This is a genomic window from Paenibacillus sp. 598K, from assembly GCF_003851045.1.
Taxonomy (GTDB): Bacteria; Bacillota; Bacilli; order Paenibacillales; family Paenibacillaceae; genus Paenibacillus_D.
The window spans coordinates 103241-117482 of record NZ_BFBX01000083.1 but is presented as its reverse complement, the minus strand read 5'-3'; the positions used below and the strand labels follow the sequence as shown (position 1 = coordinate 117482).

Below are 14242 nucleotides of genomic sequence, written 5' to 3'. Positions count from 1 at the left end.
GTCAATCTCCCCCACCCTTTCTCTCTTTGAGCACGACGGACATGATTGATGCCTGACCCTTCTTAACACTCTTGAACGGAGCGTAGCTCCACGATCTGACACGGTCTGAATTGGTAATGACCATTGGCGTGGCCAACGACTTGCACCCCTTGCGAACCTTCTGCAGGTCAAAGCGAATGAGCAGCTGCCCGGTCTTGACCTTGTCTCCCTCGCGGACGACGGCGGAGAAGCCCCGGCCTCCCATCTGCGACGTGTCGATGCCGATATGCAGCAGCACCTCCAGCCCTTCAGCGGTGCGGATCCCTACCGCATGCATCGTCGGATAGATATGGATGACGGTGCCGTCGACCGGAGCGACCAGCTCACCGCGCTCCGGCATAAAGGCGACGCCTTTGCCTACCAGCTCGTCGGCGAAGATCTGATCGGGCACCTCGTCGAGCGGGATCATCTTGCCTTGTATCGGCGAGGAGAAGGACACCTGTGTGAGATCCCGCTTCAGCGTCTTCATCATCTCTTCGCGGATCAGCTCGGAGAAGGTGCCGAAGACGACCTGCACATTGCCGCCGCCCAAGCGGATGACGCCCGCAGCCCCCAGGTTGCGCAGCGCGTTGATGTCGAGCAGCTTGTCATTGCTGAGCTTGAGCCGCAGACGCGTGATGCAAGCCTCCATCTGGACGATGTTCTCCTTGCCGCCGATCGCCTGCAGGATAAGCGGCGCGCGATACGGGATATCGCCGGCCCACTCATCGAGCTGCGAGCCCTCCTCGCGTCCCGGCGTCGGGATGCGGAAGCGCCAGATCGCCCAGCGAAACATAATATAGTAGAGGAATCCGAACACAAGCCCGATCGGCAGCAGCAGCCAGCCGCGCGTCGACAGATGCAGGTTGATGACATAGTCGATCGCCCCCGCGGAGAACGAAAAGCCGTGCAGGATACCCAACTCATAAGTCAGCCACATGACCAGCCCCGAGAGAATGGCATGCACGACGAACAAATACGGAGCCACGAACAGAAAAGCAAACTCGATCGGCTCCGTCACCCCGGTCAGAAACGAGGCCAGAGCGGCCGACATAAACGTCTTGCGGACCTTGGGCTTGAGATCCTCGCGTGCCTCCTGGATGATGGCGAAAGCGATCGCCGGCAAAGCGAACATCATCGTCGGATAGAGACCGGCCATATACGCGCCTGCCGTCGGGTCGCCCGCGAAGAAACGGACGAGATCACCGTAGACAAGCGTCCCGTTGTCCGTCTCATAGCCGCCCACCTGGAACCAGAAAACGTGGCTCACCAGATGATGAAGACCGAAGACAGCGAGAATCCGGTGAACGAAGCCAAACAGGAAGACGCCGAAGCCGCCTGCCGAGGAGACGACCTCACCGAGCAAATGGAGCCCTTCCTGAATATACGGCGCAATGTTGATCATCATGATCGAGAAAATAACGGAAAGCACGCTGACAAACAGCGGCACGAAGCGCGGTCCGCCAAAAAACTGGATATACTCCGGCAATCGAAACTCCTTGAACAAATCAAAGCAATAGCCGGAGACGATGCCGATCAGCACGCCGATCAGAATCGTCGGCTGTATGTTCAGGTCGCTCATCGAGCCGGTAATCCCGCTATATATAAACATGCCTGCCAGCGCAGCCATGCCGGCTGCGCCGGCATTGTTGGTCAGACCAAGCGCGACGCCTACGGCAAACAAAAAAGGCAAGACCAAAAATAAAATATCGCCCGCGCGAGCCAAATGCTCGCCCATCCCCGGCAGCCCGATCACGCCCCAGGGCAGCTGGCCGAGAAACAGAAACACCGCGGCGGCAGGCAGTACAATCATCGGCAGCATCAATGCGCGCCCGAGCTGCTGCAGATTGCCCATCAGGTTCAATTCAGCGCCCCCTTTCGTTCTCATTCTATTCTTCGATGGTAAGCGTTCACGCTTGTTTTGTCAAAAGAAAACGACGGACCCTTGCGGGCCCGCCGTTGCTCGTCCATAGCCGCCTTAGAAACGGTTGTTCATTCCTTGTTGGCCGGCTTGGTAGCCCAGATGGGAAATAACCGGGCCTTGTTGTTGCTGCGCGTTGGTCGTTTGATACACTGGGTTTTGCGGCGTATGCGCCTGCGCCATGTTGAAGCCGCCTTGCTGCGATTGATATCCTTGTTGGCCGTTGCCGGCTACATGGGCATGCTGCAGCACCGGGCTATGCGTCTCGGAGCCGGCTTGGAAGCCGAGGTGCGAGATGACCGGTTGCTGCTGTTGGTAGCTGTTGCTTTGGAACTGCGAAGGCATGTAATGCGATTGCTGCGATTGCGGCTGGAAGTGCGAAGCCTGTCCATACTGCTCTTGGCCCGCTTGATAGCCCAGACGCGAGATCACCGGCTGGTATTGGCTCTGCGCTTGCGAGCCGGCAAAGCCGCCATTCATATTTGATTGGTACGATTGTGGCTGGAAGCCTTGCTGTTGCTGGTTCGCTTGATAGCCCAGATGGCTGATCACAGGACCGGCATTTTGGGTCGGGATGTTGCCTTGGTAATGGGATTGAACGTATCCCGCAGGCTGGTATTGGTTCGTTTGCTGGTTAGAGAATTGGTTGTTGGCTTGGAAGCCTTGGTATCCTTGGTTGGACATTCCGTTCATTTGGTGAGTCCTCCTGTTGCATGAAGCGATAGTCTTTTCGAGTCGACAGTGCCCGAAAAGCCTCTCTTAGTGTGGGAGAACGTCACGTTTTTTATCCAAGCTCGGAGCTGGATTTTCCTTGCGGCCAGAGCAGCGAGTCCTCAACCTTGATGCAGCGGTCCATCACAACCTGCAAGCCGCCGGACGCAGCGATCTCCGCCGCTTCCTCGCTGTAGACGCCCAGTTGAAGCCAGAGGACGCTGGCGCCGATTCGGACGGCCGCTGCGGCGATCTCCGGACAATGCTCGCTGCGTCGGAACACATTGACGATATCGATCGGCTCCGGGATCTCCTCGAGCGACGCATAGCAGGTCTCGCCAAGGATCGGCCCGGAAGCCGCAGGGTTGACCGGGATGATCCGGTAGCCCTTTTGCTGCATCGCTTCGGATACCATGTACGACGTGCGCTCCGGCTTGTCGGACAAGCCGACGACAGCGACGGTGCGCGCCTCTCCGAGCATCGTGCGGATCTCGTCTCGGGACGGATGGGTATAGCTCACGAGCATAACCTCCTTTTTTGGACAACCCTCATACAGAACCTACGCTCACGAATCGATCTTCGGATCGCCGTTAGTCGACCCACTCTACCTGGGCGCCGAGCGCCTTCAGATGGTCAAAGTAGATCGGATACGATTTGGCGACATGGTGGGCGTCCTTGATACGGATCGGCTGCTCTGCGCGCAGACCGACGACAGTCAGCGCCATGATAACCCGATGGTCGTAATGCGCATCGATCTCGACGCCGCCCTCCACGCCCTCGGGACGACCGTGCACGATAATCTCGCTCTGGCGCTCCTCTACGTTGGCTCCCGCCTTGCGCAGCTCCGCCAGATAGTCGGTGATGCGGTCGCATTCCTTGTAACGCAGATTCTCGACGTTGTAGAAGCGGGAGGTGCCTTCGGCGAATACAGCCGCCGCCACCATCGCCAGCACGGCGTCGGTCGCCATGTCGCCATCGAACTCGACAGCCTTCAGCTTGCCGTTGCCAAGCACATGCACCGTGCCGTTCTGATGGGAGAGCGGCACCTCCATCATCTTCAGTACATCGACGATAGCGCGCTCGCCTTGCTTGCTGTGCTCCTCCAAACGATGCAGCGTCACGTCCGAGCGGGTGACGGCTGCGGCTGCCAGTACCGCCGCCGAGCCCGGATAGTCGCCTTGGACGACATACTTCTTGGCTTCGTAGCGCTGATTGCCCTTCACCTTGTAGTGCATCAGATCCTCGCTCGCCTCGATGACGATGCCCGCCTGCTCCAGCACCTCTAGCGTCTGGCCGACGACGACCTTGGACTTCAGATCATGCAGCACCTCGATCTCGCTGTCCTCCGCCAGCAGCGGCGTCAGGAACAGCAGCGCGCTCAGGAACTGCGAGCTGACATTGCCCGAGACGGCAATCTTGCCGCCTCTGAGCTGTCCGCCCTCGATGCGGATCGGCAGCTTGCCCGACTGATGCTCGATGCGCGCGCCCATCTGCTCGAGCGCATCGATCAGATCGTCATGCGGCCGCTTTCCTAGCGAGTCCGGGTACCGGTTAATAAAGGTGACGTCCTCGCCTAGGCAGGCAATCGCCATCAGGAAGCGGAGCACCGCGCCGGCATTGCCCACATCTAGCTCGACCTTAGGCGTCGGCTTGGCGCCAAAGCCAGTGATGGTGATCTTCTCCTCGTCCTCCTCCACCGTCGCGCCCAGATCGCGGATGCAACGACGCATCGCGTCGCTGTCCTCGCTGTGAGCCGGGTAGTAGATCGTGCTCGTGCCCTCGGCAAGCGCCGCGACCAACAAGTAGCGCGTGGTGTAGTTTTTGGAAGATAGCGCCTGCAGCTCGCCTGTGAGCTTGGGCGTTGGTGTCACGATTACATCTGTCATATTGGATTGTTCCCCTTTTTAATGGTTTGCACGCGGATGGTCCGCGCCGTCTGCCGACGTCAGCCGCTGCCAGGCGCCGATGATCCGGTCGGTGACCTCCGTTACGCTCAGGCGGGTCGTGTCGAGCTTCAGATCGGCGAAGTCGTAGGCATGCTTGCGCTGCTCCAACAGCTCCGTCACACGCCTCCTCACATCGCCCTGCAAGAGCGGACGCGAAGTATCGGCGCTCACTCTGGCGATGATCCGCTCCGCATCGGCTGTGAGCGCCACAACCCAGCCACGCTCCCTCATCGTCTCGCGGTTGTCCGCCCTCAACACGGCGCCGCCTCCGGTAGCGATCACCTGACGCGCTGGCCGCAACATCAGCTCGCGCAGCACATCGCGCTCTAGCTCGCGGAAGGCCGTCTCGCCGCGCTCCGCGAACAACTCGGCGATCGAGCAGCGCTCCCGCCGTTCGATCGCCTCATCCAGATCAACCCGCTCATAGCCGATCCGTTCGGCGAGCGAGCGGCTGACCGATGATTTGCCGGTTCCCATGAAGCCGACCAGGACGATCGATTGATACTGTCTGGACACTAGCAACACCTCTTGATTCTGCCTTGCGCCACCCGCGCGCGAGGCGCGGACAGCAGTCAACCCTCATCATACCATAGCGCCGAAAGGACAGACAATCATCGGCTGCTCGTATAATCTGCCACTCTCCCTCGTATGCATAGAGTAGCGTCCGATGCTTCATAGGAAAGGAGGGTCCGCTATGTACAATCGCGGCCATATTACGGCCGATTCTTGCGAGCAGCGTCTGGCGCGGATACTGCACCCGGAGCATCCGCTCTGCCGTGCCGACGTCATCTGGATGCTCGAATGGCTCAAAAAAAAGGCGGCCGAGCTGGATACAAGCGCGCTTGAGTCCAGCCAGCCACCTTTATTGCCTCATACCTTCGCGTGCTTCGCCGAAGCCGCCATGCTCATCCTGCGGGGCAAGCCAAGCTGCCAGCAGGAGCAGGCGCGGCTGCGCGTGCTGCTCGCCGAAGCGGTGCGAGGCGTCAACGGCCTCACTCCGGCAGAGACTGCCATTCCTCAGCGGAAGCCTATGCCATCCAGTTGAAGTGGAAGGAGCCTTCTTTGTCCAGACGCTGGAACGTATGCGCGCCGAAGTAATCGCGCTGCGCCTGCAGCAGGTTGGCAGGCAAACGCTCGGTGCGGTAGCTGTCATAGTAAGCCAGCGCGCTCGCGAACGCCGGCACTGGGATGCCGGAAGCGACAGCCGTGGATACAACCTCGCGCCATGCGCCTTGGTACGACTCGACGATCTCCTTGAAGTAGCTGTCGAGCAACAGGTTGCGCAGCTCTGGGTCGCGGTCATAAGCGTCCTTGATGTTCTGCAGGAAGCCAGCACGGATGATGCAGCCGCCGCGGAAGATCATCGCGATATCGCCGTAGCGCAGATCCCAGCCGTACTCGTCGGAAGCGGCGCGCATTTGGGCGAAGCCTTGCGCGTAGGAGCAGATCTTGCTCGCATACAGCGCTTTGCGGACGGCTTCGATGAAGGCCGCCTTGTCGCCGGTGTATTCGGATGGTGCAGGGCCTTGCAACAGCTTGCTGGCAGCGACGCGCTCTTCCTTCATCGCCGAGAGGAAGCGGGAGAATACCGATTCGGTAATGATCGACAGCGGGACGCCCAGGTCCAGCGAGCTTTGGCTTGTCCATTTGCCGGTGCCCTTCTGACCAGCGGAGTCGAGGATGACGTCAACCATCGGCTTGCCGGTCTCGTCATCGTATTTGGAGAAGATGTCGGCCGTAATCTCGATCAGGTAGCTGTCGAGCTCGCCTTTATTCCACTCGGTGAAGATCTCGTGCAGCTCTTGCGTGCTGACGCCGAGCACCGAATTCAACAGGTGGTACGCTTCGCAGATGAGCTGCATGTCGCCGTACTCGATGCCGTTGTGGACCATCTTCACATAGTGGCCTGCGCCGTCCGGTCCGATATAGGTACAGCAAGGATCGCCGTTAACTTTGGCGGAGATGGCAGTGAGGATCGGCTCGACCAGCTTGTAGGCCGACTCTTGGCCACCAGGCATGATAGACGGGCCTTTGAGCGCGCCCTCTTCGCCGCCGGAGACGCCAGTGCCGATGAAGCGGAAGCCTTTGGCCTCGAGCTCCTTGCTGCGGCGCTGGGTATCAGGGAAGTAGGCGTTGCCGCCGTCGATGATGATGTCGCCCTCGTCGAGCAGCGGCACGAGTTGGTCGATTGTCGCATCTGTGCCCTTGCCGGCTTGCACCATGATCAGGATTTTGCGCGGCGTCTCCAGCGATTGCACGAACTCTTCCATGGTGAAGGTGCCGACCAGGTTTTTCCCTTCGGCTTCCTTCAAGAGATCGTCCGTTTTTTCTCTGGAGCGATTGAAGATCGACACCGTAAAACCTCTGCTCTCGATGTTGAGCGCCAGATTTTTCCCCATGACTGCCATTCCGATAACGCCAATTTGCTGTTTAGACATTGGTTTGGTTCCATCCCTTTTCTATATAGTTTATGGTGAAGAGGTGGGTAAAACGACACACAATAATGTTATTTTACTCTTTTTGCGGCCGGATGAAAACTGTAATGTTGAAAATGAGAGAAAACTGCCGCAATCGCAGGCGCAAAAACAAAGGATGCTCCCGCTTTTTCCGGAAGCATCCCTCAGGTGCTGCTAGACATGCGTACGCTCATCCTTTCCGTCCGATCCTAGATTACATCTCCAGCTGCAGCATCTCGCTGCGCAGCAACGCAAGCTTCTCGCGGCTGGCGTCGGCGTCTTCCGTCCGACCTTCCTGCAGCGCCTCGTGCAGACACATCAGCTCGTAATCCAGCTCATAACGCAATACCGGCACCCGCTGTTCGGCACGCTTGGATTGAAAGGCCTGGATCATTTCTTCCGTCGTTACGAATGGCTTGCGTTGATAGATGATTTTATGCTCCATCCCCGACACCTCCACCAGTCGAATAATTTCACCGAACATAATATTTTCAATGACAATCTGACGGTCGCGGAATCGTTTGACGACGGCATGGCCGCGCGTATCGTTAATGAGCTTTTCGATCAGCAGGGACAGCTTCTCATCCTTAATCGTGTAATCGCCGACAATTTTGAACCGGTTGCGGACGCGCTGGAATCTCAGCTTGACGAGCTTGCGCCCGGTGCGGATCGAGATGAGCAGCATGTTCTCCGTCTCGCTCCAATAGAGAGAATAGCCTTCCTGGATCAGATCCCGAATCAGATGCTGGATTTGCCGCCGATCAAAGCGGAGCTCCAGATTGCAGTATTCAACTTCATAGCTTTTATTCACGGCTATCCCTCCTCAGTCGGATAATTGTGTAAATGTTCTGAAAATTTGTTTCTAATCCTATCTTATACTCCATCATATGTTCTGGCAACTTGGTTTATTGACTAATTTTATACGCGCGGGCTGTTGCTTACGGGCAATTGCTTATTTGACGCGGACGAGCGCCCAAAGGTTGCAGTCGGCCTCGGCATCGACCGTCAGGTATGGTATACTTCATACCATCATGTTCAGGAGGTACATACTGTGACAACCGCTGCCCAAACGACCTTCCCCGGCTTTGCGCCCGAGGACTTCGACGTCTTCGCCATCGACGGCCTCGAGCCGCGCATGGAGGCGCTGATCGCCCGCGTCCGGCCCAAGCTGCACCAGCTCGGCGCCGAGCTGGCGCCAACGCTCTCTGTACTGTGCGGCGAGGAGATGTATCCGCATGTGGCCAAGCATGCGCGGCGCAAGGTACATCCGCCCAACGATACGTGGGTCGCTTACGCGCCCAACAAGCGGGGCTACAAGGCACACCCGCATTTTCAGATCGGTCTGTTCGAATCGCATCTGTTCATCCAGTTCGCCCTGATCTATGAAGCTACGGCCAAGGAGAGCTTCGCCAAGCAAGCGCTCAAGCGCGTAAGCGAGCTGCGCAAGCAGATCCCTTCCGGCTTCACCTGGTCCGGCGACCATACCGAGCCTGGCGGCACGCTCCATAGCAAGCTGAGCGCCGACGAGCTGCAGACGCTGCTCTCGCGCTTGCAGACGGTCAAGTCAGCCGAGCTGCTCTGCGGCCTGATCATCGATCGCCACGATCCACTGCTGCGCGACGGCTCCGCCCTGCTGGCCAAGGCGGAGGAAACGTTCGCGTCGCTGCTGCCGCTGTACCGCCTGGCGCGTTGACGTCAGGCTGGCTTAGCCTTGTAGCCGCATTGCGTTGCGCACTGTCTATAAGACAAAAAAGCTCTTTCCAGCCAGTCACGGCGAGAAAGAGCTTTTTTGTATGCCCATCGTAGCATACGATGCGCGTGCGATACCTGCCAGCGCTGGCTGCGGCGGGCGCTAGCCTCAGCGCGGCAGCGCCTCGCTGCCTGCGCGCTGACGATCGAGCGTAACGAAGCGGGCGAGGAACAGCAGCGCCGCGAGCGACAGCAGACCGCCGACGACATACGGCAGCTGCAGGTCGAGCTTGAACAGCATCGCCCCGCCAAGCGGCCCGATGATCCGGCCCAGACTGTCCATCGAGGAGCTGAGACCGGAGGCCACGCCCTGGCCGACCGTCGTCTTCTGCGTGATCAGCGAAGTAACGCATGGCCGGATCAGCGCATTGCCGATGCCGAAGATCGCCAGGAACAGTGTCGCCGTCCACAACGTATGCGAGGTGAGCAGCAGCAGGAAGCCCACCGCCGAGAACAGCAGACCCGCGACGATAAACTTCGGCTCGTCCCCTTTGCGGATGTACCGCCGGACGATCCCGCCCTGCACCAGCGCGCCGACGAGTCCGCACACAAAAAACATCATCCCGACCTGGCCGGGCGTTACCTCGAAGCGCTCCATGCCGAACAGCTGCAACGTCGCCTCCAGTCCGGCAAGCGACAGCGCCACGAATAGCGCCAGCAGGTACAGGTACCGTAGCGAGCCGCGGAACGCCGTCCAGCGCGATACCCGCTCGGCCGACGGCTGACGACGACGCTCTGGATCAAGCGATTCCTTGAGCCGGCTCCACGCAAGGAAGAACGTGAGCAACGCCAACGCCGAAGCGACGAAGAAAGGCGTCTCCAGTGAAATCTTGCTGAGCAATCCGCCGACGCCGGGGCCGATCGTAAAACCCAGACCGATCGACATCCCAACAAGACCCATCCCCCGCGTGCGCTCCTCGGGCGGCGTCACATCGGCGACATAGGCGACGATCACCGACGTCACCGCCCCGGAGAACAATCCGCCCAGGATGCGCGACACATACATCAGCGTCAGGTTGTGCGCCCCCAGGCCGAACACAAGGAAGCTGGCCGAGAAGCCGAGGATGCCGATCAGGATAATCGGGCGTCGGCCGATCCGGTCCGAGAGCGAGCCCCAGAGCGGCGACATCAGGAACGAGACGGCCGAGTAGATCGACAGCAGCAATCCGGTATGTAGTGCCAGCTCGTTGGAATCGACCCGTTTGATCAATTCCGGCATGACCGGAATAATAATCCCGAAGCCGATAAATGTCGTCATCAGGGTCAGCATGACGACGGCTAATGGTTTGTTCATGTTAGACTCCCTCCACCCGATATCGTACCATATCCCGCCAAACCATGGAAATGGACAAACTGAGAACAATGATCCTATCGAACAAGTCCTTGCATTCCCGGCCGTTTTTGCTATACTCATCCTAGTTTGTACCACTACCATGAAAGGTGGGTGACGCCGCGATGGATCACACTCGCACCCCGCTGTTCACCGCGCTGCGCACACACGCGCAGCACAACCCCGTTCAGTTTCATATTCCCGGCCACAAGAAGGGGGCCGGCAGCGATCCCGAATTTCGGACGTTTGTCGGAGACAATGCGCTCTCCATCGATCTGATCAATATCGCGCCGCTTGACGATCTGCACCAGCCGACCGGAGTGATCGAAGAAGCCCAGCAGCTGGCGGCAGACGCTTTTGGCGCTGACTATACGTACTTTTCCGTGCAAGGGACGAGCGGAGCGATCATGACAATGATCCTCACTGTCTGCGCTCCCGGCGACAAGATCATCGTCCCGCGCAACGTGCACAAATCGATTATGTCGGCGATTATTTTTGCTGGCGCCCGGCCAGTCTTCATCTCGCCCGCGCGCGACGCCAACCTCGGGATCGACCACGGCATCACGACGCGCTCGGTGCGGCGCGCGCTCGAGCGTCATCCCGACGCCAAGGCCGTAGTCGTCATCAATCCGACCTACTATGGCATCTGTGCCGACCTGAAGGAAATCGTCGACCTGGTGCATGGCTACGACATCCCCGTACTGGTGGACGAAGCGCACGGCGTACTGATCCACTTTCATGACGGGCTGCCGATGTCGGCGATGCAAGCGGGCGCGGATATGGCGGCGACCAGCGTGCACAAGCTTGGCGGCTCGATGACGCAGAGCTCGGTCCTTAATGTGCGCAAGGGACGGATCAATCCGCAGCGCGTCCAGACGATCATCAGCATGCTGACGACGACGTCGACCTCCTACCTGCTGCTTGGCTCGCTGGATACCTCGCGCCGTCAGCTCGCCATCAACGGCCATGCGATTGCCGAGAAAACCATCCAACTGGCGTCCCATGCCCGCTCGGAGATCAACCGAATCCCCGGTCTGTACTGCATAGGCGAGGAAATCCTTGGCGATGAGGCGACGTACGACTTCGATCCGACCAAGCTGACGATCCATGTCCGCCACCTCGGCGTGACGGGCTACGAGGTCGAGAATTGGCTGCGCGATCATTACAACATCGAGATCGAGCTAAGCGACATGTACAATATCCTCTGTCTGGTCACGCCAGGCGACAGCGAGGAGCCGATCGAGACGCTGCTGACGGCGCTGCGCGACCTCTCTGGGCAGTACTACCAGAAGCGCGAAGCGCATGAGCTGATCGTCAAGATCCCGGAGATCCCCCAGCTCTCGCTGACGCCGCGCGACGCCTTCTACGCCGAGACGGAAGTGATTCCCTTCAAGGAATCCGCGGGACGGATTATTGCCGAATTCATCTACGTCTATCCGCCTGGCATCCCGATCCTGCTGCCGGGCGAGGTCATCTCTCAGCAGAACATCGACTATATCGTCGATCATGTCGAGGTCGGCCTGCCGGTCAAGGGACCGGAGGATCGCAGCATCGAGTTCGTCAAGGTCATCGTCGAGGAGACGGCGATTTTCTAAGATGGTGTTTATCGCCGCACACTCCAGCCCGGTTGGGTGCTGCGATTATCTTGAAGAAGTCCCCAAAAAAACAGGCAGCCCGTCGGCGGGCTGCCTGTTTGTCGTGGATCGCTTATGCTTGTTCGCTCTCGGCGCGGGCGATCTCTTCGTAGATCTTGGTTACGCGCTCCCACTCCGCATCGTCCTCGATGCCGACCAGGAATGCCTCCTCGCCCTCTTCCTCGATACGGAAGATGATGCCGTCCGCCTCTGGATCGTTGCGGTCCAGCAGCACCGCATACACCTGCGATTCGGACTCAAATGTAAAGACCATGACCATCTCGCGTTCTACGCCCTCTTCGTCGGTAACGACAAATACATGCTCCTCGTGGTCGTGATCATGGTTGCAGTCCGGTCCATGCACGTGTTCGCTCATTGTAAAACCCTCATTTCCATTCGTTATTCAGCTACCCACGTATCGTAACATGTTCCACTTGACGGGTCAAACGGCAACACGTATGCAAATGACTACAATGACTGCGTCAGCGAACGACTGAAAAAAAGGAATTACTTGGAAACAATCGTCTTCTCCGACACGACGGCCCAGTCTCCCGAACCGGCCGGCTTCATGTAGAACCGAACGGTATACTTGCCTGCTGCCTCGAAATGATAGCGGATCTCCTTGGTCGGCAACCAGAAGTCCTCGCGTTGATTGGTGACCTCTTCCTCGTGAATGAGCGTTTCGCGACCTCCGGGATCGCTGATCGTCACCTTGACGGCGCTGATGTCCACCTTGAGGCTGTCGACCTGGGCATGCACATTGAAGGTCGGCCGACTGTTGCGCGTCACATTGCCGAAGATCGTCTTGTCCTGGAACAAGAACATGTGAACATTGGGTTTATATACGGTCACTCGCCTTGCGCTGTCATTCCACTCCACCAGCGATTGCAGCGTGTTGGCGATTTGCCGAAGGGGCAGATAGGTCTTGCCGTCCACCAACAGACCCTGATCATCCAACTCCGATCCGTTCACGATGACCCGCACGCGCTGGTTCGCCGAGTCGGCGAACAACATCGTGCCCCCCCACAGGGAGAGAACCAGCAGCAGGATCACGATCTTTCTGAACTTCATCCTTATGTACCTCCATCCGTTGTCAGGATGTAAGATTATACTCTTGCGGCGATGAGAAGTTGCGGCGGCTGGCACAAAAAAATCCAGCCGCAGCTTCTGTCGATCACTGTTGAAATCTGCGCTTCCCCGGGAAATGCGAAAACGCCCCGTTACGCCTTGGTCCGCGTCAATATGCAAGGCACGCCATTGCCGACTGCTCCCGGCTCCTTCATACGTTCGAGGTAGCTCATCCCTCGGGCGCATGGCGTGGCGCAGACCGCGCATGTATCCGAGAGCACCAGCTTCATCCGATACTGACTGCGCTCGCTGGCAGGTTGCTTTTTCCCCTTCGCGGCTTTTCCTTTACTCACTACACAGCAGCTCCCCTCGCAGTCTATGCGCTTGCTCCTAGTGTATGTGGGCCTTGGCGCGTCTGCTACTGACCAGGTACGATTCCATGCCACTTAGGCATTTTGAGAGCAGACTGTGATTTCTCCCTTTCATTTCTAATATAATCATGTTAAATTTTAAAAAACGGTTGTATCAGGAGGAACGACGGCTTGGACATTCAGATGATCGGCACAGGCAGCGCATTTAGCAAACGCTACTATAATACAAACGCCCTTGTGTACACCGAAGACATGACGCTCATGATCGATTGCGGCGTGACCGCGCCGATGGCTCTGCACCAGTTGGGCAAGCCATTATCCGAGATTGATGCGATTCTGATTACGCATATCCATGCCGACCATGTCGGCGGACTAGAGGAGTTCGCCTTCCGGATGAAGTTCCAATACGATCGCAAGCCTGTGCTCTACATTGCCGAGACGCTGGTGCAGCCGATCTGGGACCACACGCTGAAGGGTGGACTCGTGCAGCAGGAATGGCAGCGGCTGGAGGACTTCTTTGACGTCCGCCCGCTCACGCCGGGAGCTCGGGCGCAGCTCGCCCCTGCGCTTGCCGTAGAGCTGATCGAAACGCCACACATCCCGGGCAAGACGAGCTACTCAGTGTATATGAACGATCACTTCTTTTATAGCGCCGACATGCGCTTTAATCCGGGCTTGCTCGATAAGCTCCTGCAGGAGCGGGGCTGCGACGTCATCTTCCATGACTGTCAGCTCCAGTCGCCGGGGCTGGTCCACGCCTCGCTGGAGGAGCTGCTGACGCTGCCGGACGAGGTGCAGGAGCGCATCTGGCTCGTCCATTACGCCGATGAGCGTGACGAGCATATCGGTCGTACGGGCAAGATGCTATTCCTGGAGCAACACCGCCGCTACTCGATGTCCGAGCTTATTCGGACTACGTCCTAATAGGAGGGCATCTGGACAGGCCGCCCCACGCGAGACAATCGCTAACGATGCGACGGGGCTCGAGCCGCCAGCCCCCGGGGCAGCCCCTCCCTGCACGCAAAGAAGACCTCCCGC

At 58.6% G+C, this 14242-nt stretch carries 15 protein-coding genes; 4 read left to right on the top strand and 11 right to left on the bottom strand.

Annotated features, from left to right (window positions below; genetic code table 11):
* Position 1: 1 nt before the first annotated feature.
* The 5 genes from PA598K_RS22765 to PA598K_RS22745 all read right to left on the bottom strand — a co-directional run bounded on the left by PA598K_RS22765 (position 2) and on the right by PA598K_RS22745 (position 5112).
* The gene (locus tag PA598K_RS22765; protein ID WP_128659164.1) at positions 2-1882 is read right to left on the bottom strand and encodes a glucose PTS transporter subunit IIA; all 1881 of its coding nucleotides are present in this window, start codon (positions 1880-1882) and stop codon (positions 2-4) included.
* Between the two features lie 114 nt (positions 1883-1996).
* Positions 1997-2632, bottom strand: a complete 636-nt coding sequence (locus PA598K_RS22760) for a hypothetical protein (protein WP_128659163.1) — start codon at positions 2630-2632, stop codon at positions 1997-1999.
* Between the two features lie 91 nt (positions 2633-2723).
* Entirely contained in the window at positions 2724-3170 is a 447-nt protein-coding gene (locus tag PA598K_RS22755; RefSeq protein WP_128659162.1) for a CoA-binding protein, read from the bottom strand.
* Positions 3171-3240: 70 nt separating this feature from the next.
* Positions 3241-4536 carry a 3-phosphoshikimate 1-carboxyvinyltransferase gene (gene aroA / locus PA598K_RS22750; RefSeq protein WP_128659161.1) on the bottom strand — a complete coding sequence of 432 codons (1296 nt, stop codon included), beginning with the start codon at positions 4534-4536 and terminating at the stop codon, positions 3241-3243.
* A gap of 18 nt (positions 4537-4554) precedes the next feature.
* Positions 4555-5112 carry a shikimate kinase gene (locus tag PA598K_RS22745; RefSeq protein ID WP_128659160.1) on the bottom strand — a complete coding sequence of 186 codons (558 nt, stop codon included), beginning with the start codon at positions 5110-5112 and terminating at the stop codon, positions 4555-4557.
* 178 nt (positions 5113-5290) lie between these two features.
* Between PA598K_RS22745 and PA598K_RS22740 the strand changes: the two genes are divergently transcribed.
* On the top strand, positions 5291-5641 hold the full coding sequence (locus tag PA598K_RS22740) for a hypothetical protein (RefSeq protein WP_128659159.1): 351 nt from the start codon (positions 5291-5293) through the stop codon (positions 5639-5641).
* On the opposite strand, the gene gndA is transcribed toward PA598K_RS22740, so the two are convergent.
* Together gndA and PA598K_RS22730 are read right to left on the bottom strand one after the other, a co-directional pair.
* Complete coding sequence (gene gndA, locus PA598K_RS22735) at positions 5625-7034, bottom strand: NADP-dependent phosphogluconate dehydrogenase (RefSeq protein ID WP_128659158.1); 1410 nt, start codon at positions 7032-7034, stop codon at positions 5625-5627. The genes PA598K_RS22740 and gndA overlap by 17 nt on opposite strands.
* A 232-nt stretch (positions 7035-7266) precedes the next feature.
* Positions 7267-7863, bottom strand: a complete 597-nt coding sequence (locus PA598K_RS22730) for a hypothetical protein (protein ID WP_128659157.1) — start codon at positions 7861-7863, stop codon at positions 7267-7269.
* 240 nt (positions 7864-8103) lie between these two features.
* Between PA598K_RS22730 and PA598K_RS22725 the strand changes: the two genes are divergently transcribed.
* Positions 8104-8745, top strand: a complete 642-nt coding sequence (locus tag PA598K_RS22725) for a YktB family protein (protein ID WP_128659156.1) — start codon at positions 8104-8106, stop codon at positions 8743-8745.
* 165 nt (positions 8746-8910) lie between these two features.
* Here PA598K_RS22725 and PA598K_RS22720 read toward each other — a convergent pair whose 3' ends face one another.
* Positions 8911-10095 (bottom strand): MFS transporter, encoded by a 1185-nt coding sequence (locus tag PA598K_RS22720; protein ID WP_128659155.1) that lies wholly within the window; start codon positions 10093-10095, stop codon positions 8911-8913.
* A 161-nt stretch (positions 10096-10256) separates the two neighbouring features.
* Here PA598K_RS22720 and PA598K_RS22715 point away from each other — a divergent pair, with 161 nt between their 5' ends.
* Positions 10257-11726, top strand: coding sequence for an aminotransferase class I/II-fold pyridoxal phosphate-dependent enzyme (locus PA598K_RS22715; protein WP_128659154.1), 1470 nt, complete (start codon positions 10257-10259; stop codon positions 11724-11726).
* Between the two features lie 112 nt (positions 11727-11838).
* Here the strand turns inward: PA598K_RS22715 and PA598K_RS22710 are convergent, their stop codons facing one another.
* The 3 genes from PA598K_RS22710 to PA598K_RS22700 all read right to left on the bottom strand — a co-directional run bounded on the left by PA598K_RS22710 (position 11839) and on the right by PA598K_RS22700 (position 13186).
* Positions 11839-12141 (bottom strand): DUF1292 domain-containing protein, encoded by a 303-nt coding sequence (locus PA598K_RS22710; protein ID WP_128659153.1) that lies wholly within the window; start codon positions 12139-12141, stop codon positions 11839-11841.
* A 131-nt stretch (positions 12142-12272) separates the two neighbouring features.
* Positions 12273-12836 (bottom strand): stalk domain-containing protein, encoded by a 564-nt coding sequence (locus PA598K_RS22705; RefSeq protein WP_128659152.1) that lies wholly within the window; start codon positions 12834-12836, stop codon positions 12273-12275.
* A 149-nt stretch (positions 12837-12985) separates the two neighbouring features.
* Positions 12986-13186: a hypothetical protein gene (locus PA598K_RS22700; RefSeq protein ID WP_128659151.1), complete on the bottom strand. Its 201-nt coding sequence runs from the start codon at positions 13184-13186 to the stop codon at positions 12986-12988.
* A gap of 189 nt (positions 13187-13375) precedes the next feature.
* Between PA598K_RS22700 and PA598K_RS22695 the strand changes: the two genes are divergently transcribed.
* Positions 13376-14128 (top strand): MBL fold metallo-hydrolase, encoded by a 753-nt coding sequence (locus PA598K_RS22695; protein ID WP_260405554.1) that lies wholly within the window; start codon positions 13376-13378, stop codon positions 14126-14128.
* Positions 14129-14242: the final 114 nt, after the last annotated feature.

Coding starts and splice junctions, on each gene's coding strand:
- PA598K_RS22720 (WP_128659155.1), bottom strand. CDS start 10,095: ATGAACAAACCATTAGCCGTCGTCATGCTGACCCTGATGACGACATTT.
- PA598K_RS22710 (WP_128659153.1), bottom strand. CDS start 12,141: ATGAGCGAACACGTGCATGGACCGGACTGCAACCATGATCACGACCAC.
- gndA (WP_128659158.1), bottom strand. CDS start 7,034: ATGTCTAAACAGCAAATTGGCGTTATCGGAATGGCAGTCATGGGGAAA.
- PA598K_RS22760 (WP_128659163.1), bottom strand. CDS start 2,632: ATGAACGGAATGTCCAACCAAGGATACCAAGGCTTCCAAGCCAACAAC.
- PA598K_RS22705 (WP_128659152.1), bottom strand. CDS start 12,836: ATGAAGTTCAGAAAGATCGTGATCCTGCTGCTGGTTCTCTCCCTGTGG.
- aroA (WP_128659161.1), bottom strand. CDS start 4,536: ATGACAGATGTAATCGTGACACCAACGCCCAAGCTCACAGGCGAGCTG.
- PA598K_RS22740 (WP_128659159.1), top strand. CDS start 5,291: ATGTACAATCGCGGCCATATTACGGCCGATTCTTGCGAGCAGCGTCTG.
- PA598K_RS22715 (WP_128659154.1), top strand. CDS start 10,257: ATGGATCACACTCGCACCCCGCTGTTCACCGCGCTGCGCACACACGCG.